The sequence below is a fragment of the Elusimicrobium minutum Pei191 genome (assembly GCF_000020145.1).
GTDB lineage: Bacteria > Elusimicrobiota > Elusimicrobia > Elusimicrobiales > Elusimicrobiaceae > Elusimicrobium > Elusimicrobium minutum.
In genome coordinates this window covers 904402-924050 of the sequence record NC_010644.1, presented here as the reverse complement: position 1 = coordinate 924050, position 19649 = coordinate 904402, and the positions used below count along the sequence as shown (strand labels likewise).

Sequence of the window (19649 nt, the reverse complement as noted above, 5' to 3'; positions counted from 1 at the left end):
ATTAAATTGGTTTTTGGGGGGACTTAAGGCCCATTTCCTTCATAACCATTTGCAAATCGGCCCAGGCGTCTTTTTTCCAGTTAGGGTTGCGCAGCAGTGCGGCGGGGTGATATGTAGCCACTATTTTTGTTTTGCCTTCAAGGTCAAAATTATCTAACTCAAGAGTGTGCACTTTGTTTCGTAACGCGCCTAAAGAGTCCGCGTCTTTTATTAAACTTTTTGCGGCTACCCCGCCTAAAGCGACAATAAACTCAGGCTGTATAAGGGCGATTTGGGCCTCTATATATTTTCTGCAATAGGCAATTTCTTCTTTGGAAGGCGCGCGGTCATTGCCGTGTTTTTCGGGGTTGGAAGGGTCTGTCATGGGGTGGCATTTAACCATGTTGGCTATAAAAACTTCTTCCCTTTTAAGGCCCATGGCCTCAATCATTTTAGTAAGCAGTGTACCCGCTCTTCCTATAAAAGGCCTGCCCTGGTGGTCTTCATCAAAACCGGGGCCTTCGCCTATAAACATAAGTTTTGCGTCTGCGTTGCCTTCGCCGGGTACCGCGTTAAGCCTTGTTTCGCCAAGCGGACATTTTTTGCATGTTAAAATTTGTTCGGCTAAAGCATTAAGTTCAGCCTCTTTATTAGAATTTATTTTTTTTGTTTTAGGTGTTTGGGGTGCGGGCATGGAAGAATCCTCTTTTAAAGTTTGCGCGTTATTTTGCGCGGACAAAACGGACTCTGCGCTTTTTGCCGGGGCAGGCGCAGCTTGTGGGGGTTTAACCTCTTGCTTAGAAGAAACAGCGGCGGCATTTTCTTCTTTTGCCGCCGCTATAAAAAAATCATCCTCTTCGCTGTTAGCTAAGACGCCCGCAAATTCTTTTACAAGGCTTCTTAATTCTTTTTTCATTATAATTTTAAGGGTTCTTTAGCTTTTCTTTCAGCTTCTTTTCTGGCTTCTTCGGCGGCTTTTTGTTCCGTTTCGTAGCTGCTTTTGCATGATTCCAATACTTGTTCTTTGGTAACTTTGTTTGATAAAATATCGTCGAGCGCAACTTTAATTACTACCGCGGCGGGCTGGCTTTTGTATTCTTCTTTTTTTCTGAGCTCTTTTGCCCACATCGTGGCTAAAACTACCATGTTATATCTGTCTCCGCTGTAGTCCATAAGTTTGGTTTCAAATTCTTTATCTATTGACATTTTTATCTCCGTTTTTGCTTAAGCCTGTTTATGGCGGGCTTTTTTCTTTGGGTTTTATGTTTTTCCGCAAAAATTATTTTTGATAACGCGTTAACCGCGCCGTCAAGTTTATCGTTAACGATAACATAATCAAACTTTTTTACCTGGGCAACTTCTTTCTTTGCCGTTTTAAGACGCACATCAATATTATTTGTTCCGCCGGGTCTTGCCAAAAGTCTTTTTTTAAGCTCATTCCAGCTTGGCGGCAGTATAAAAACGCTTACGGCGTTCTTATAATGTTTTTTTATTGATTTTTGGCCTTGCACGTCTATAACCAAAACGGGTATTAAACCTTTTTTTAACACGGTGTCCAAAGATTCTTTAGGCACGCCGTAGTAGTCGGTAAATACGTTGGCCCACTCGGCCATTTTGTTATTTTTGATAGCGCTTTGAAACTTTTTAACAGACCAAAAATGATAATCCTTCCCGTCTTTTTCGCCTTTTCTAGGCGAGCGGGTTGTGGCGGTTACCACCCTCTTAGCAGTGCGGTCTTTTTTAAGAAGTTCGTTAACTATAGTTGTTTTCCCTCCGCCTGAAGGCGAAGAGACTATAAGTACAAAAGCGTCCATAGTTTATTTTATTAAATATAAATGTTTTTATCAAGGTAAGAACGTAATCCGTTTAAAATTGTTAAAATTTAAATAATGAAGCTTTTTAACAATAAAAAATTTTACTATATTTTACCGTCTGTTATTATACTGCTGGCGGCGGGAACATTTTATTACTTTTTTAAAAAAGCGGACCGTGTGCATAATTATACAGTCTCTCCGTCTGTAATATTTTATGACCGAAACGGCATTCCCATGCGTACTTTTCTTTCCGCCACGCAAACTTATTCCAAGCCCGTGTCCGTTGAAAATGTTTCGCCCTGGATGATACTAGCTTTAGTAGCCGTGGAAGATAAACGCTTTTTTACACACCCGGGCATTGACGTTAAAGCTGTTTCAAGGGCGGCTTGGCAAAATTTATCAAGCGGGGAAGTTGTGTCTGGCGCCAGCACCATTACACAGCAGCTTGTGCGCGCTATTGAACCCAGGAAAAAAAATATATGGTCAAAAATAAAAGAGGCTTTAACCGCTGTTACCGTTGAAAAAAGTTTAGATAAACAGCAAATACTTGAGCAATACCTAAATACGGTAGAGTTTTCCAACATGGTGCAAGGCGTTGAATATGCCTCAAATTATTATTTTAATACAAGCGCGGAGGGGTTGTCACTTTCCCAGGCGGCGTTTTTGGCGGCGATGGTAAAATCCCCGGTTAAATTTAACCCTGTAAAAAATTTCCCCGCGGCTTTAAAAAGGCGTAACAGCGTTTTACAAAAAATGGCTTCCAACGGTTTTATAACCGACGAAATGTATGATATCGCCATTCGTGAAACTATTGAAATTACCGCGGAAGGCCGTTCCTTTTCAGCCCCGCATCTGGCCGAGTTTTTACTCCGTGAAATAAAAACCGACGACCATGAAATAATAACAACAATAGATTCCTCCTTACAAAAATTTGTGTCCGAGCTGGTACCCGCTTATGTGGCTAAACTTGAAAAAAACAATGTAACTAACGCCGCGGTAATAGTGATTGATAATAAAACCGGCGAGGTGCTTGCTTATTTAGGTTCGGCCGATTATTTTGATTCCGACACCCAAGGCCAGGTCAACGGGGTTAACGCTTTGCGCCAGCCCGGATCAGCCTTAAAGCCTTTTATATACGCTTTGGGGCTTGAAAACGGCTACACCGCCGCTACTGTTATTAATGATGAGGACACTTTTTTTAAAGGCGGTTTCAGGCCTAAAAATTATGACGAGACCTTTCACGGCCCCGTAAGCGTGCGTAATGCTTTAGCCTGCTCTTACAATGTGCCCGTTGTGCGCGTGGCTGAAGATATGGGTACGCAAAAAATAATTAAAATGCTGCAAAACGCGGGTTTTGACTCTTTAAATAAAAATTCCGATTTTTACGGCCTTGGCATTTCTTTAGGAAACGGGGAAGTTAAACTTTTAGAGCTTGCCCGCGCCTATATGATGCTTGCAAATAATGGTGTTTTTAAGGATTTAAGATTTACTATAAGGCCCGCTGTCGGGGAGCGCAGGGCAAGCAAACGTGTTTTCGGAGCGAGAACGGCTTTTATAATAAGTGACATTCTTTCAGACAACAACGCGAGAGCGGCGGCTTTTGGTTTAAACTCACCATTAAACACGCCCTTTGCTTTTGCGGCTAAAACGGGCACTTCCAAAGATTACCGTGATAACTGGGCGCTTGGTTATACGCCGCAGTGGACAATAGGCGTTTGGGCGGGCAATTTTGACGGGCAGCCTATGCGCAAGGTTTCCGGCATTTCCGGCGCGGCCCCGCTTTTAAAAGATATCGCTGTTTATATGCATGAAAAATACGGTTCAACCGATTTTATCGTACCGCAGGGAATAGAACGCCGTTATATATGCCCCTCCTCGGGCCAATTGGCGAGCCCGCGCTGCCCCCATAAAAAGGCGGAGGTTTTTAATATTGATAACTTTCCCGTGGAAATATGCCGCCTGCATAACGGAGCAAATGAGAGCGGGGATAACTTTGAAATACAATTTCCAAGAGAAGGCGACGTTTTTAAAATAGATTCCGCCATACCTTTAAACACGCAAAAAGTTTTGTTTAAAGCTTCTGGCAAAAGGCCTTTAAAATGGGTTGTAAACGGTAAACAGTTCGGCTCTGACGAGCACAGCGTGTGGTGGCAGCTCGATAAAGGGGAGCATACTCTAGAGCTGTATTCTGCCGACGGTAAACACCAAAAAATAAAGTTTTTAGTTTTAGACTGATTATTAAAAATCTATATTTTGTACAGGTTTTTGTTTCCAGCCTGTTTTATCAAAATGCCACCATTCGGTGCGGGTGTAGGTAAAGCCCGCTTCAGTCATTACTTTTTTAAGCAAGTCCCTGTTTTCTAAAGCTTCTTTTGATACACTGCTTCCGTTGTAATCCATATGAGCTTCTTTTTTAAAAGAATCAAATTCGGTTGGCATAGGTAAAGGGGTGCCGTCTTGTTTGGCAAGCGTTAAATCAACCGCCATCCCCCTGCTGTGGCGGGAGCCTTTTTCCGGCCTTGCCACATAACTTGGGTTAGGATATGCCAGCCAAAGCTTTTCCTGCGCGCTTTGCGGGCGGTAACAGTCGTAAAAAATAAAAGTAAGGGGTTCGTCCCTTTTCTGAAGGATTTTTAAAGCCTTTAAAATGCCCTCGGACGCTTCTTTTTGTAAATAGCATTGGTCGGTGTCATAAATAACTTTGCCTGTAAAATTGTTGGTTGTTGCGTAACGTATGTCAAAATAAAAAAGGGGGGAAAGCTCTTTTATATTAACAAACCCGGCGGTTTTTAAGGCGTTGTCGTGAAAAAGGGGGAGAGTTTCCTGCTCAGAAGTAATGGCGGAAGCTTCAATAATTTGAGGGGTAATATCCTTTACAGGGGGAATAGCGTTATTTTCTTTTCCCCCGTTATTTTGGGAAGGGAAAAACAAAATAAGCCCAGTAAAAACTAAACAAATAATAAGAACCGCAATCCATGTTCTGTTAACGCGTTTGTTAATGCTTTGGTGTTTATCAAAATTGTTGTTCATAACTTAAGTATATAAAAATAAAAAAGGCGGGTTTTTATATCCGCCTTTTTTATTAAATATTTTTTGTTAGTTTATACCGTGCATCCACTTTTTAAGCTTGCCCGAAAGCGCCCAAATAATTAAAGCGCATATAAGGGCCGTAGCCGCGGGTATAGAGAATAAAGAAACCAAACTGGCCTCATTATATTCCCCCGCGAAGAAGCCGCCCAAAAGTCCGCCGAAAAAGTCCGAAGCGAACCAAACACCCATAAATAAAGAAACATATTTAGCGGGTGAAAGCTTGGTAATCATAGATAATCCTACGGGAGAAATACATAATTCGCCCAAAACATGCATAAGATACAAACCGCAAAGCCAAAATATGCTTACCAGGCCGCTGTTTTTGTATGCGTATGCGGCTATGGCTATGATAATATAACCTATGCCCAGTAAAGCTAAACCCCAGGCAAATTTAGCGGGGGTGGAAAGTTCTTTTTCGCCCATTCTGCGCCATAACCAGGCGAACACGGGCGCTAATAACACCACAAGTAATGCCGGGAAAGACTGAAAAAAGCTTGTAGGCATTTCCCACCCGAATATTACTCTGTCAGTGGATCTGTCCGCGAACAAAGTTAAAGAAGAACCCGCCTGCTCATAAAACGCCCAAAAAAAGATTGAAAAGAAAGTAAATATGAATATAGCTAAAATCCTGTCCTTTTCCACTTTGGTAAGGGGCTCATTTTCCCCTTTATCGTTTTTATTTTCCTCAATAGCGGGACGTATGCCTATATCGCCCAAAAACCTGTTCTTTAACCAAATAAACCATACTAAACTGATTAACATGCCTATACCGGCGGCTAAAAAGCCGTATCTGAAGGCTACTTTTTCGCCTAAATAACCGCATACTAACGGAGCTAAAAACGCGCCTATGTTAATACCCATATAAAATATGGTAAAACCGGCGTCGCGGCGATTGTCATTTTCATCATAGAGTTCCCCCACTATAGAGGAAATATTCGGTTTAAAAAAACCATTGCCCGCTATAATAAGGGTTAAACCTATTGCTAAAGCCGCTATAGGAGGTAAAAACCCATAAGAGGCAAGCACAAACTGCCCGCACATCATTAAAACGGCGCCTATGATAATAGATTTTCTTTTTCCTAAATAGGCGTCCGCTATTAAACCGCCAAATACCGGCGTAAGGTATACCAAAGCGCCGAAAAGTCCATAAACTCGGCCCGCGGCCCTGTCTGAAAGGCCTATTATTTGGCTGGTCATAAAAAGCACCAGCAGCGCGCGCATCCCGTAATAATTAAAACGTTCCCACATTTCCACGCCTGAAAGCATGAACAGGGCAGGAGGCTGTTTATTTTTATTAGTGTCCATTTATTGTTGTTTTCCTTTGTTTTCAAGAAGTCTTTTAATATATTTTGAAGCTTTATAAATTATATTAAAAAAAGAACCCCGCGTTTAAACTGGGTATATCCGTGTTTTGTTATGTAACATTTTCTAATTTATCAAGCATCCGCTTTTACAAGTTCACAAAAAAGAAATTAAAAAACGGTTATGATATGGAACAATCCGCTTTTTGTCGCTTATTGTAAAAATATTGTTATTAACTCTGGCTGGCGCAAAAAAGGGGGGCTGGGGGGAAAGAGCGATTTTGATTTTGGGGATACCTAGATATCCCCAAAATCAAAATAACGCATTTTAAAAAAAGGATTATTTTAAAATAACCATAAATTTTGAAAAATAAGCCAAAAAGTAAAGAAAAAAGACAATTTTCAAAATCATGGGTAATTTTGCATTTTTAAAATAGTGTCTAAAAATACCAAATTATATTTTACAAAAATCTAATAATTAATATTAGATTTTAAAAAATGTTTTGGTTGTAATTTATAGTAAATTTAAAAACTGCCTTGTTGCTTATTAAAAAAATCTAAAATAAATATTAAATTATATTTTTATTTTGTTATAAAATAAACAATAATATAATTTTTATAACAATAATTATAGGTTGCTAAAAGATTGTTTATTGAGGTATTTTAATTGACATAATAAAAATTATCGTTAGTAATTGATGCATGACAAATAACTCCCCCAGACTAAAAATGCCTTTAAATTTGAGATTTAGCTTTTTTGTTTATTGTGTAAAAACATAAAAATTGATTTTATTGGGTAACCTTTATGCTTTAAATTATGACTTTTAAAAATTGGCAGCGATTTTGGAATTTAAGTTTTGGGGTAGGGGAATGTATATAAAAATTGAAAATTTATAAAAAAGGCATCTTTTTTAAAAATAGAAATTTTGTAAAAAAATATGACTTTTGTGATATCTTAGGTTTTTCTTTACTTTTTTTTAATAAATAGATAGCATTAAATTATTGAAAATAATGTTGGCCTATTTGTTGGGCAAAGCTATTTTTGTGTTTACCGTAACAATTGCGAATGCTCTTAAACCCCTTCTTTTGGCTTACAAAAACCTTATATTTAGCGCGGTTTGGCTTAAAAAAATATTTTGGGAAGATAAAAAATATAATTTCCCCCTTTCTCCAAAAGGCGGCGGGAGGCGTGCAAAAAAACATTTTTATTATATTTGGAGGCATTTATGAGTAAAGTTGCATTATTTATTATTGACGGGTTTGAGGAGGCTGAGGCCGTTGTAACGGCTGATTTATTAAGACGGGCGGACGTTGGGCTTAAAATAGTTTCCTTATCAGATAAAAAAGAAGTTTTAGGCAAACATAACATTACCGTAACCGCGGATGTTCTTTTTAATGAGGTTAAAAACGATATTTTTGATATGCTTGTAATACCGGGCGGCACCATTAAATATATAGAACATAAAGGCTTGTTGGAACTTGTAAAAAAACAGCACGCCGCAAAGCGGAATTTGGCGGCTATTTGCGCGGCCCCCGCTGTATTTGGCACGGCAGGTATTTTGGAAGGTTATAAAGCCACAATTTACACCGGTATGAGGGTATACTTGGGGCCCGGGGCCGTTTATGAGGAAGAGCCTGTTGTTACCGACAGACACATTACAACTTCCCGCGGGCCTGGCACATCAATGGCTTTCGGCGTGCGTTTGATAGAAATACTTAAAGGTAAGGATGTTGCGGATAAAATTAAGGAAGATTTCCTTTTAAAATAATCCCCCTTCCTCCTCAATAAATTTAGGTAAAACAGCCTAAAACTAAGATGATAACCACGGGCGGCGGCTAACCCCGTGGTTGTTTTTTTGCAAATTTTTGCCGGAGCGCAAAATTTAACTTGCGTAGTCAGCTTGGGGTTGAAGGACTTCCTCTTCTATAGTGAGGTTATGGAATATGGAGCTGTTTGTTATTAATAACTAATAAAGGCCATACCCGCGGCAGCAATGCTTAAGCGTCGTGAAACAGTAAAAGTGTCTACCCCCCGGCGGGGGTGCGTTGCTTACAAAGCACGCTTATTTACTAGAAATAGGTGTCTACCCCCCGGCTTACGCAGGGGGTGCGTCGCAGTACTTTTATAAAAAATACCCGCTGTTTAATTTAAACAGCGGGTATTTTTTATAAATATTAATTATTTTTCTATATTTTCCACGGCTTCTTTTAAAGCTCTTTCCCTTACTTCGGGAGGAAGGTTCCTGTAATAATCCTGCCAGCCGGCTGAAATAGTAGTTTTTTTACCAAAAACTGTTGTAGTTTTTTGAAATGCCGGCCCGCCGGTTTTAACTTTAATCGCGGCGTCATCATCACACATAAGCGTATAGATGCTTAAATCTTTCAATTTGCTTACATTGCGTATTATAGCGTAATGGGCCTGTTGTTTAATTTCTTCTTCTTTAGATGTTTTTTTAACGGTTTCAAGAGTTTCAACTCTTTCATTGTAAAGTTCTTTAACGGGTTTTATAATTTTATTGCAGTATTCGACAATATTTTCACTGTTTGAGGTTGAGGTAATATATATGAAAGCCGAAGACATAAGATATTCGAAATCACCATCTTTATAATGTTTAACCGCGCCGTTAGCTAAAGAAAAATCGGATTGTCTTTTATATTTGTAATCACTTATTGCGTTTTGGATATAATCCGCCATTTTACCTATGCTGCGGCCTTCTTTTGGCGAATTATTAAAAATTACGGTTTTAAAGTCTGAAGCGAAAGCCGTTTGAGACATTAAAAGCGCTGCTGAAAATAACGTTAAAACAATATTTTTTTTCATCTGTTGCCCCTTAATATAACCTGAATAAATAAATTATATGGATTTTTAACAATATTTACAAGGTCCAAAAGACCTAGATTCATATAGGTCCTTTAAATGGTAAAAGCGTTATAAATTGTTATAATAATTATTAAGCAGGAGGAGTAATATGAAAAAATTTTTAACAGCTGCCGCCTTATGCGCGATTTTATTTATAACCGCCTACGCTGGGGATAACGCGTCACCTAAACACCCTATGTTTACCGGAAGGCCGGCAAGACCTGAAAGAGACGCCGAAAACGACTGGCGTGCCAAAAACCCTTATTATATTGCCATACGCTCGGGCGATATTAATGAAATAAAAAAACTTGTTAATAAAGATAATGTTAACACTCCCCTTGTTAATGAAGAGACGGGCCAGGCTGTTATCACCCCTCTTTTTATTGCTGTTATTTCTGATAATCCTAAATCCGTGAAATATCTTTTATCAATAGGTGCGGATGTTAATTATAACCCCGGTTATTTTACCCCCCTTTCAATATCGGCTATAAGAAAAAGCGCCGGCATGGTTAAATTGCTTGTTGAAAACGGTGCTGACTTAAATTATAAAAACCCGCTTTTAAGCGCTGTAACGGGCAGAACGTCTGACCCCGAACTTGTTAAATACCTTATAGAAAAAGGCGCTAAAGTTGACGCCCCAGACGGTATGGGCGTAACAGCTTTAATGACGGCCGCTTTATACGGTAAGTTTGAAGAGGTTAAAATTTTAGTCCAAAGCGGGGCCGATGTTAATGCCGTTTCTAAATTAGGGTATGACGCACAGGGCAGGGTTTTGGGAACCACGCCTTTATTTGACGCTTTGGCCACTATGGGTACAAAGGACCTGCCTTCTTATGAAATAGCCAAGTATTTAATAGATAACGGCGCCGGAGTGGTTTTTTCAATAGAAAAATTAAACGGGCTTTTCCCCTTTTATCCGAAAGTAAAAAACTACCCGAATGATAAAAAATATATTAAAAATTTAAACAAATATCTTAAATCCGTTGAAAAAAAAGAGAGAAAAGCTTTAGACCAGGCGCTTAAAAAACAATAGTCTTATTTATACAAAAGTTTATAACTTTATAAAAAACACCCTTATAAAAACAAGGGTGTTTTTTTTTGCGAAAAAAGATGTACAATATTTGGGAAGCACCTTTCTGAAGTAAATTTCTGTTAATAAAAATATATGGAGGCTTACTATGTGGTATGGAATGAGCGGCCTGCACCTGTATGAACAATACGCTATATTCGGCGTTTTGGGAGTTGCGGTGTTAGGTCTTTTTTATGCCTTGTTTTTAAAAAGACAAGTTATGGCCCACCCTGCAGGGGACGCGAAAATGCAAGAGGTTTGGGGCGCTATAAAAGAAGGCGCGAACGCTTACTTAAACAAACAGTTCAAAGCGATTGTACCTTTAATTGTTATTTTGACAATATGTCTTTTCCTTTCAGTATATATTGTCCCGGTGACTGCCGAAGCTATGAAACGCTTTGAAGGTCTATCCCCCGAAAAAATAAAGTTAATTATCGCTTTCGGGCGCGCAGGTTCTTTTATTTTGGGATCAGTCTTTTCGCTTTTAGTGGGACAAATAGGTATGCGTATAGCAGTTGCCGCCAACGTGCGCGTGGCGGACGCTTCGCGCAGATCTTTTGGCGAATCGCTTAAAATAGCTTACCGCGCGGGTACCGTTACAGGTATGCTTACCGACGGTTTAGGCTTATTTGGCGGTACGATAATATTTGTTATTTTCGGTATTTCCGCGCCGGACGCTTTGTTGGGTTTCGGTTTTGGCGGTACTCTTGTAGCTCTCTTTATGAGGGTAGGCGGCGGTATTTATACCAAAGCCGCTGACGTAGGCGCCGACTTGGTGGGTAAAGTTGAAGCGGGCATTCCGGAAGACGACCCCAGAAACCCCGCCGTGGTAGCCGACTTAGTAGGCGATAACGTGGGCGACTGCGCGGGTATGGCGGCCGACATTTTTGAATCCTACGAAGTTACCATTGTGTCAGGCCTTATTTTAGGTCTTGCGCTTTGGCATATTACAGGCAACTATGAATGGATAGTTTACCCCCTTATCGTACGCGGTATCGGCGTAATGTGCTCTATCATAGGTACTTACGTTGTGCGTGATCACGGCGGCAAAGGCGACGCGATGAGCGCCATTTTCAGAGGATATTTTACTTCAGCCGTTATTTCCATAACGCTTTTTGCCGTATTAGCGTATTTTTATATGAGGGACATTCCCGGCGGTTGGTGGAGACCATGGGTAGCCGTTTCCGTCGGTGTAATTTTAGCTATGGCCATTGACAGACTTACCGAGCACTTTACGGGTACGGAAGGCGCGCCTGTTAAAGAAGTTAAACGTTCCACGTCTACAGGTTCCGCCACAACCATATTAAGCGGTTTCGCCGTAGGTTTGGAATCTTCGGTATGGTCGGTAGTCGTTATCGCTATAACGATATTTATTTCAATCGTTGTTTTCGGCTCAATTGAAGGTTTGACGGGGGCCGCTAAATTTAACTTTATTCTTTACGGCGTAGCTATGACCGGTATCGGCATGCTCACCTTAACGGGTAATAACGTGGCTATGGACTCCTTTGGCCCCATTGCGGATAACGCTAACGGCATAGGCGAAATGGCCTGGCACGGCAAAACGGATGAAGAAACAAAAAAAGCCCGCCAAATCATGGCTGACTTAGACGGCGTAGGCAACACAACAAAAGCTATTACGAAAGGCGTGGCCATAAGCTCCGCTGTTATAGCGGCAGTGTCTTTGTTCGGCTCTTACATGGTTGACGTAAGCAATGTTCAGGTAATTATTAATAACGCCTGGCAGAACGCCGGGCTTGACCAGGCGATGGTGCTTTTAAAAGACGTGGGTATAGTTGTTTCCAACCCGTTAGTCTTTGTAGGCATGTTGCTTGGCGGCGCGGTGCCTTGGCTGTTCTCTTCTTTCGCTATTAACTCCGTAACACGCGCGGCTTCATTAATTGTGCACGAAGTAAGAAGACAGTTCGGCTTAGGTATTTTGGAAGGCAAAGCCAAACCCGATTATGATAAAGTTGTAAGAATTTCAACAGCCGCTGCCCAGAAAGAACTTGTTAATCTGGCACTTTTAGGCGTTATTTCCCCTATTCTTGTGGGCTTGACGCTGGGTGTTGAAGCTTTGGGCGGTTTCCTTGCCGGTATTATTTTATCGGGCCAGCTGCTTGCCGTGTTTATGTCTAACGCGGGTGGTGCTTGGGATAATGCCAAAAAACTTATTGAGGATGAACCTTCCGACCCCGCGAACAATACGGGTAAAGGGTCAGAACGCCATAAAGCCAGCGTAGTAGGCGATACGGTGGGCGATCCTCTTAAAGATACGGCGGGCCCGGCTCTTAACCCTATGATTAAGGTTGTTAACCTTGTATCGGTTATCGTGGCGCCTGTTATCGTTACTTATAATAACGAATATACAAAATTAGGCGTGTGGGGCTGGTGCTTAGCGGCGGCGCTGCTCGCTATCTTAACTTGGGCTATTGTAAGAAGTAAAGCAAGAGTTGAGTAACATTTTAAAAGCCCCGCCGTACGGCGGGGCTTTTTTATGAGAATACGGAACACTCCTGCGTAAAGCCGGGGGATAGTTAGCCTTCTGATTTCACAACACCTCCGCCTTGCTGCTGCGGAGGTGTTGTTTAGTGAAATCGCAAAGCGAAGCTTTGAAACAAAATAAACCACGGGCGTGAGACTGGGTAGTTTTATTAAAAAGCGGATTATTTATTGGAGTAGCGCAGTCTTTAGGTGTAAGTGGCGGCAATCCCTTACCAATGTAAATTAACGCATATTTGCCGAGGAAACCCGCTTACCGTGCGCGCAGGGCAAAGCCGGGCTTTAAAACAGGTAAATACTCCTCTTCTAAGCCGGGGGAGTTTTGCTTTTTAACTGTGTGAAATTACGTTGCGTATCAGTTTATATTTTCAAGTTCTGTTTTTATTTTTCTTATAAGTTCTTTTCTTTTTATGTTATTTTCAGCTCGTGACAGGTTGTTATTGGTAATTTCTTCTTGTTTAAAAAGTCCGTCCGCGTAGGCCCGTGTTTCTAGGTTAGAGGCGTATTGCTCCAGAAAAAATTTATAAAATTCTTTATATTCCGACAGTCCGCCTTTTTCTATTAAAGCGTTATCCCATTTAAAAATTAAGCTTCTGTCACGGTAAAGAGAGGCTAAATCCGTATCTTCAAGCGTTAAAGGCATATCAGTAAGAGCGTTTTCAATTATCACAAGAGCGCCTGCCGCTATACTTAAATAAAGAACTGAGCGGCCCGCCGTTTTTAAAGCGCGGTTTGTTTTTGAAAGTTTTGCCGCCGCCGCATTTGCCGCCGGGACCGCTTTAACGCCCCGTTTCACGAATTTTTTTGGAAATTTTAACCTGTTTTCAGAATCCTCTATAACTTTGTTTATTGAAACCATGCTTTTTTTAAACCCGTCATTATAAAAAACATATTTTCCCCCCGAACTTTCCAAATCCGTTCTTGCCATCATGCGGAAACAATCCCTGGCTTTCTTTACATTTTCAAGCATTTCGGTTTCTTTTACGGTAATAGCTGTTTTTTCTAAAACATGCGACGGCGCATTGCTTTTTAAAGCCCGTTCCATGTATTCCAAGCCTCTTTGGTAATCTTGCGCTATTTTCGCCATATTTGAAACATATTCGCCGCCCAAATAACCGTTTTTTTCGAAATAGGCTATATAAGAGGAGGTATTGGCTTTTATTTTTATTTCGCGCTCTAAATAGCTAAGATATCCGCGGAAATTCTTTGCGTAAAGCGGATCAATAGGTATTAGTTTAGAAGGAAAATCATTCATAAGCCTATTAAAATCTGTTAAAAAAGTTAAATAAACCGTTCTTTCATGCGCCATGGCGGTAAAGTGGAAGAGTTTATCCCCCCGCATATATCCTAATAAAGAAAGTCCCGCGGCGGCTGAAGCGGTGTCAGTCCTTTCTATTTTAAAAGAAGCTGGAAATTTCGCTTCAATGTTTTTTAAAATTTCAACGGCCTCCGCATCGGAAATAGAGGATTTTGGCGTTTCTTGCGAAAAAGCAAAAAAAGCAGACATGCAAAATATAATTACTGCGGAGGTTTTAATTATTTTCATATTATTTTTTGTTTGGTTAAGTTAAAAAAGATAGCCTTACCTAACTATTATATAAAAATATTCCTCTTACGTAAATATTTACCCCGCGTTCGTGGGGCAAAAAACTTGCTCTTTTTGTAATTATCTTCTTTCAAAGTTGGTGCTTGTTTTGGGGTCAATAACAAAAAGCGCCTCCCAAGACTTCTCGCAGGGGAAGGCGGACGGCAAGCAAAATATCTCCGCTACTGCATTTACATAAAGTGGTCTTTAGCGATATAAATAAACATTTTTTGGTGTAGTATGAGGACTGCTTAACAGATAAAAAACCCCGGCATTAAAAGCCGGGGTTTAAAGTTTTTTGTTTTATGAACGGTTTATACTGTCTTGAAGTTGCGAATTTATTTCCTGAGCTATACCCTTTTGCTGTAATTTAGCTTTTTTAAGCCTTTCAATGGCGTCTTTCTTTTTATTTTGCTCAAGTTGTTCCTTTTTTACGGGCGTTTTGTTTTCTTTTTCCGCCAAAAGAACAAGTTCTTTTGTTATTTGAATTACGGTTGCTTTTCTCGCGGAATTATCTCTTATTTCCTGGAACATAAGGGCCAGCATGTTTTTTTCCGCCAGTATTTCAGGGTGGTTTTTCAAATTGGCTGAATCTATATTAAAAAGATGCATAGGATCTCTTGCCATGGATTCCAAATCCGTATCGTCGAGCTTGTTTGTATCCGGAGCGTTAAACACAAAACTGTCCATTATACTATACCCGGCCAAAACCGCGCCGACAACGATTAATATGTTACCCGCTTTTGTAAACGCTTTAAGGCTTCTTATATGTTTTGCTTCTTTAGCTAAACTTCCCGCAGAGCTGCCTACAAATTTTTCATAAGAAATTTTGTTTTGGGCAAGTAAAACATCGAGTTCTTTTTCAACGTTTAAAATCGCGTTATGCTTTTTTTCTATAATGCTTATTTTTGTACCGCCGCCTAATTCTATGCTTCCGGGTTTAAGCATGCCGGAACTTATTCTCTGTCCTTCTGAAGTATATCCCATGGCTTTGCTGTGAATATCTTGCAGTTCTTTTATAAGCATATCCTGCCCTTGCTGGGTGAGCCCTAAGGAAGGCACGTCTCTTTTTAATTGTGATAAAGATTTCAACATGTTTTCAGGGTAAGTGTTGGAAGCTTTGTTTAAATCATAAATAAATACTTTCATACCGCTGATATCTTTTGCGTTTTCTAACCTTTTCGCAAGTTCTTTTAAAGCGGTTGTGGTTTCCGCTTTAAGCGTTAAATCCACATTACCGATATTACTGAGCTGTCTTCTTATTTGAATGGCTTTTGCCGATTGCGCAAATGCAGGGTCAGCCGCTATAGCTTTTTCAAGGGTGTGGGACATATATGATATGGCAAACTCATGATTTTCAGCCAAAAGCGCTATTAATTGAGGTCTTTTGCGAAGCCTTGCATAATACGCGCCGGTAAAACTTGCGAAAGCGCCGGCAGTTGCGGGAACATTATAATTGGAAGCTTTATGGTCATGTTTTAAAATTTCTTGTACTTCTGTGGGAAGTTCCTTTTCCATTTCTTGAACCATAGCCTTAACTTCAGCGTCGGTAATGGTTGCCATGGGAAGTCCGTTAGCGTCTCTAGGTATTGAGTCTTGCGCTTGTAAAGGCAATGTTACGCTGCCGGTTACAAGAGCAAAAGATAATATAATGCTTGCGGCTGATTTGAGTATTTTCATAAACCCTCTTTAAAATAAGCTTAAATCTATCTTTATATTATAAATTATATATATAGGGCGTTATTATTGCATGAGCCTAAAGACCTAAATAAAAATAGGACTAAAGACCTATTTTTTCAAATCTTCCGATATCTGCTTTTTTAAATCATCCGCCTTTTTACGCATAGTGTCGCTTGCGGCGGGAATATTTTCCTTGTTTTGGGAAATATAATTTAAATAGGAATAAAACTCCCCGGGGTTATTTTTATAGTCGTTAAGCATTAATTTTATATCATGTTTAACTTGGTTTAAACCCGCAGAAAGTACAAGTTCATCCCCCATTTGGAATAAATAGGCTATGTCTCTGTTTAATGCTTCCAGGTCGGTATCGCTTAAAGAAAAACTGGTTTTGGTAGCGGCGGTTTCATACATAATATATAGAATTCCCGCTATGAAAATAAAAGAACCCGCGCGGGAAAACATTTTTGCTTTATTGGAATAAGCCGCTATATTGGTTGTTTTGGCTTTTATAACGTGAAGTTCATCATAATATTTTAAAAACTCGGATGATTCTCTAAAAAAAGGTTTTTGCGCTTTGTTTTCCAAAATAAGTATTTCCCCAAAATCGTTGATAGCTTCGTCCAAAAGAAGGTTTATTTTAGAAATATTTTTTGTTTCCGACGCCTGATGAAGGCTGTTTAGAGCGTTTTTGTAATAATGAAGACGGAAGGTTTGGTCATTAGATATTCTTAAAAGACTGCCTTCGGCGTTATAAATATTTGTCATTGCGCGCTTTGTTTCATTTAAAGACAGGTGCAGTTTTTTTAACGCTTGCTGTTGGGATAAAAGCAATACCGGGTGCGCGCCTGCCATTAAAAACAACCCCGTAACGGATGTTGCAAATCCTTTTTTATGCCCGCGCTCTCTTTTAATATTTAATTGGTTTACTTTTTGTTCTATTTCACGTATTAAGCGTATGCATTCTTCGTCCGTGGGAAGAGGCGCGCTTTGCGCAAAACAGAGACATACGCCGTTGTTTAACAGCGCTAATGATAAAATAATGCTTATAAATATACGCTTAATCATCATTGTTTATGTCTCTGTTTTTTATTTTACCGCAAATTATAAATTTGAGGCTATTTGCGCTCTCATATTTTCTGTTTTAGCCTGCGCCGTTTTTTGCTGAGTTTTACTCTGTTTAAGAATTTCTTTAGCTTTTTGGAGCTGTAATTCTTTTTTCTGCTCAGGCGTTAAAGCTTTCCTAATCATGTTTTGGCTTGCTTTTATTTTGGCAAAATCATTATCCGCCGATTTGGCGAATTCGGGGTCGTTGTCATATTTTTGCAAGAAGTATTGAAAACTTACAGCGTAATCTTCTATTCCCGCTTTTTCCCTGACGGCTTGCGGAATGTGGAAGACGTAAGAAGGGTCCCTTAAAAGATTCTGCTGGTCCGTTTCGTCTAATTTGGCTAAAGATGGGCCGGATTCATCTTCACTAAAAGCAGAGCTTATGATGCTGTAAGAAACAAGCGCTACGGAAATTACTATAAGGCCTTTTCCGACGGCTCTTCCGATTTTTGCGGCTTTGCTTACACCCGCCGCTTTTGCGGCTGAAGCCGACCTTGCGGCATTAACCGCTTTTATTTGGGCTTGCGCGGCTTCCGAGGCGAGAGCGTTAGCTCTTTTGCTCAACTGGGCTACATTCTCAACATTTTTAACAAAATCGGCGTCTATCATAAAAAAACCTAAATTATGCCCGTCTCTTATTTTTGCTACTTCAAGGCATTTTGTGGCTTCGTCAATATATCTAGCCATTCGCTGGGCTTTTTGAGCTTGGCTTAAATGTGGAAAAGCTTTATTTATTTTGGTAAGGTTGGCCATTTCAAGGTATTCTTCCGCTCTTTTTAAGTCGAAAATAGTTTTAAAAAAATCAACGTTTCCCACAAAATCAGGGTAAACATTGGCTTTAAAAGAGGTAAATGTTTTACCTTGGGCAAGTAATTGTCTGGCAAAGTTGCCTTCGGCATGTTTTACTGCCGACTCCAGGACGCGGGCTTCTTTTACAAAAATGATTTCCTTTGCCGTTAAATAGTTGCGGAATGTTTCGGCTAAATCGTTTTGTATGTGTACGATATTCGTTTCGGCAAGAACATTAAAAATTTTATTGTTATAGATTAAAACAATAGGTGCGGCTGCAAGCGCTGTACCGGCGGCAACCGCGCTGATTCCCTGCGGGGTTGGTTTTATTTCAGGAAATTTTGTTTCTATTTTTTTATAAATACGTATAGCGTCAGAGTCGGAAATTGTAATTTCTTTTTTTAATTTTCCGATATCCTGTGCGGACACATATGTAAAACTATTTGAGATAAGCACTATAGAAAGAGATAATCCCAATATTTTTTTTATTTTATTCATAAGTTTGGCTCTCCGTTAAGCAGTTGTATAAATAACCGTTAAGATAATTATAAATTTAATTTAACAAAATAACATGAGCCGAAAGACCTAAACGCTGATGGGTCTTTAGACCCAAAAATTAAAAAATAAATTTGGTGTGGCAGCTGATATTTATTTAAAAGGTTTTTCGACATGTATGCGGGATTTTAAAGAGGATTTGCGGCAATGGTTGTTGATTTTATTGTAATACTATTAATGTTGTTTTAGATTTTGTATTTAAAAACGCTTTAATTGGAAAAACTCGGCAATATTTATTATTTACATTGTTACAATTTTGTATTTTGCTATTTTAGGGTTCTCTTTACGGCGGGCTGATATAGATAAAATGTTATTAGGTATAAAGCTTGCGGGATGGCAAAAGAAATTCTTTTTATAGGTTATATAATGGCCGCGTTCACTAATAAAAAACAGGCTTTGCACGATATAATGGCGGATTGTTTGCCGGCAGATAAAAATTTTAGTGTTAAAAAAACAAAAACATAATGCCCGGCGCAGCTTCTTTAGTTTAAAGAGTTGCGGCAGGCATTTTTATGTTTTATATAAGTTTTTCGGCTATAACGAACGCTCTTGCAAAGCCTTCGTCGGAAATTTTATAACTTCTGTTTCTTTTTGTGCCTTCAAAAGAAAGGGTGCCCTGCTTTAACTCTGAAGATAAAATACGGTCCAGCCTGTCATTTCCCTCCATAAAACCGGATAGTTTCATTGACTTAGACAGTTTTAACGCCCCGTAAAGGGGTTCCTTTAGCAGTATTTTAGCCGCAGCCGCTATTATTAAAGCGGCCGAGGAAGGGGTTAAAGCTTTGAATTTTCGTCTTATTACAACAATGCCCCCCTCCGTACGGCAAACGTTTTGCCAAACGCTTAAAGCATTGATTACAATGGCGTTATTTGTAAAAGAGGTGTCCTCTTTCTGTGCGTTGACGTCGGAAAGTGATTCTTTTCTTTGCGCCTGCCTTAGAAATTTAGGGATATTAAAGTTTTGCGCAACGGAGTAGGCTTCCGGGTCAGGTTTATATTCTTTCGGAGCGGAGTCAAACTGTTTGGGGCGGGCAAATTCCGTTTTTTGCATTTTTGCAAAATCACCGTTTGTTTTGCCTATTAATGTCAAAAATTCATTCTTTTGCTCATTTATGAAGGCTTTGTCGCCTTCCGCTTCAAACTCCTCTCCGGTTTTTAGTTTAATTTTAATTCTCGCGTTTTTTCCATATTCCATAGTATCCGCCCGCTCTAAAATAATTGTTAAAAACAATCTGCCAACATGGCTATGACATATAATAACAATTGGTATGACATATGTCAATATATGGCAAACATATGCCATTATATGTCAGTATTTATG

Annotated in this window: 16 protein-coding genes; 5 read left to right on the top strand and 11 right to left on the bottom strand. The window is 39.7% G+C overall.

Features of this window, described 5'->3' with window-relative positions:
* Position 1: 1 nt before the first annotated feature.
* The 3 genes from EMIN_RS04305 to gmk are packed head-to-tail and all read right to left on the bottom strand — an operon-like array spanning position 2 to position 1793.
* Complete coding sequence (locus tag EMIN_RS04305) at positions 2–895, bottom strand: uracil-DNA glycosylase (protein WP_012415009.1); 894 nt, start codon at positions 893–895, stop codon at positions 2–4.
* Entirely contained in the window at positions 895–1185 is a 291-nt protein-coding gene (locus EMIN_RS04300) for a hypothetical protein (protein ID WP_012415008.1), read from the bottom strand. The genes EMIN_RS04305 and EMIN_RS04300 overlap by 1 nt, the downstream gene beginning before the upstream one ends.
* A 2-nt stretch (positions 1186–1187) precedes the next feature.
* Entirely contained in the window at positions 1188–1793 is a 606-nt protein-coding gene (gmk, locus tag EMIN_RS04295) for a guanylate kinase (protein ID WP_012415007.1), read from the bottom strand.
* Between the two features lie 75 nt (positions 1794–1868).
* Here gmk and pbpC point away from each other — a divergent pair, with 75 nt between their 5' ends.
* Positions 1869–4028, top strand: a complete 2160-nt coding sequence (gene pbpC / locus EMIN_RS04290; protein WP_012415006.1) for a penicillin-binding protein 1C — start codon at positions 1869–1871, stop codon at positions 4026–4028.
* 3 nt (positions 4029–4031) lie between these two features.
* Here pbpC and EMIN_RS04285 read toward each other — a convergent pair whose 3' ends face one another.
* Both EMIN_RS04285 and EMIN_RS04280 read right to left on the bottom strand, forming a co-directional pair.
* Positions 4032–4823, bottom strand: coding sequence for a M15 family metallopeptidase (locus tag EMIN_RS04285; protein WP_012415005.1), 792 nt, complete (start codon positions 4821–4823; stop codon positions 4032–4034).
* Between the two features lie 66 nt (positions 4824–4889).
* Positions 4890–6188, bottom strand: a complete 1299-nt coding sequence (locus EMIN_RS04280; protein ID WP_012415004.1) for a peptide MFS transporter — start codon at positions 6186–6188, stop codon at positions 4890–4892.
* A 1222-nt stretch (positions 6189–7410) separates the two neighbouring features.
* Here EMIN_RS04280 and EMIN_RS04270 point away from each other — a divergent pair.
* Positions 7411–7953, top strand: a complete 543-nt coding sequence (locus EMIN_RS04270) for a DJ-1 family glyoxalase III (protein ID WP_012415002.1) — start codon at positions 7411–7413, stop codon at positions 7951–7953.
* 410 nt (positions 7954–8363) lie between these two features.
* Here the strand turns inward: EMIN_RS04270 and EMIN_RS04265 are convergent, their stop codons facing one another.
* Positions 8364–9005: a hypothetical protein gene (locus tag EMIN_RS04265; protein ID WP_012415001.1), complete on the bottom strand. Its 642-nt coding sequence runs from the start codon at positions 9003–9005 to the stop codon at positions 8364–8366.
* 148 nt (positions 9006–9153) lie between these two features.
* Here EMIN_RS04265 and EMIN_RS04260 point away from each other — a divergent pair, with 148 nt between their 5' ends.
* Together EMIN_RS04260 and EMIN_RS04255 are read left to right on the top strand one after the other, a co-directional pair.
* Positions 9154–10077 carry an ankyrin repeat domain-containing protein gene (locus EMIN_RS04260; protein ID WP_012415000.1) on the top strand — a complete coding sequence of 308 codons (924 nt, stop codon included), beginning with the start codon at positions 9154–9156 and terminating at the stop codon, positions 10075–10077.
* Positions 10078–10222: 145 nt separating this feature from the next.
* A complete protein-coding gene (locus EMIN_RS04255; protein ID WP_012414999.1) occupies positions 10223–12571 on the top strand; it encodes a sodium-translocating pyrophosphatase in 2349 nt (782 codons plus the stop codon).
* A gap of 396 nt (positions 12572–12967) precedes the next feature.
* Here the strand turns inward: EMIN_RS04255 and EMIN_RS04250 are convergent, their stop codons facing one another.
* The 4 genes from EMIN_RS04250 to EMIN_RS04235 form a co-directional block, all read right to left on the bottom strand.
* Positions 12968–14158, bottom strand: a complete 1191-nt coding sequence (locus EMIN_RS04250) for a hypothetical protein (protein ID WP_012414998.1) — start codon at positions 14156–14158, stop codon at positions 12968–12970.
* A 342-nt stretch (positions 14159–14500) separates the two neighbouring features.
* Entirely contained in the window at positions 14501–15877 is a 1377-nt protein-coding gene (locus EMIN_RS04245; protein ID WP_012414997.1) for a hypothetical protein, read from the bottom strand.
* Positions 15878–15985: 108 nt separating this feature from the next.
* Complete coding sequence (locus tag EMIN_RS04240) at positions 15986–16945, bottom strand: hypothetical protein (protein WP_012414996.1); 960 nt, start codon at positions 16943–16945, stop codon at positions 15986–15988.
* 33 nt (positions 16946–16978) lie between these two features.
* Entirely contained in the window at positions 16979–18271 is a 1293-nt protein-coding gene (locus tag EMIN_RS04235; RefSeq protein WP_012414995.1) for a hypothetical protein, read from the bottom strand.
* A gap of 390 nt (positions 18272–18661) precedes the next feature.
* Here EMIN_RS04235 and EMIN_RS08745 point away from each other — a divergent pair, with 390 nt between their 5' ends.
* The gene (locus EMIN_RS08745; protein WP_012414994.1) at positions 18662–18793 is read left to right on the top strand and encodes an RDD family protein; all 132 of its coding nucleotides are present in this window, start codon (positions 18662–18664) and stop codon (positions 18791–18793) included.
* Between the two features lie 52 nt (positions 18794–18845).
* Here EMIN_RS08745 and EMIN_RS04230 read toward each other — a convergent pair whose 3' ends face one another.
* On the bottom strand, positions 18846–19523 hold the full coding sequence (locus EMIN_RS04230) for a hypothetical protein (protein WP_012414993.1): 678 nt from the start codon (positions 19521–19523) through the stop codon (positions 18846–18848).
* Between the last annotated feature and the right edge of the window lie 126 nt (positions 19524–19649).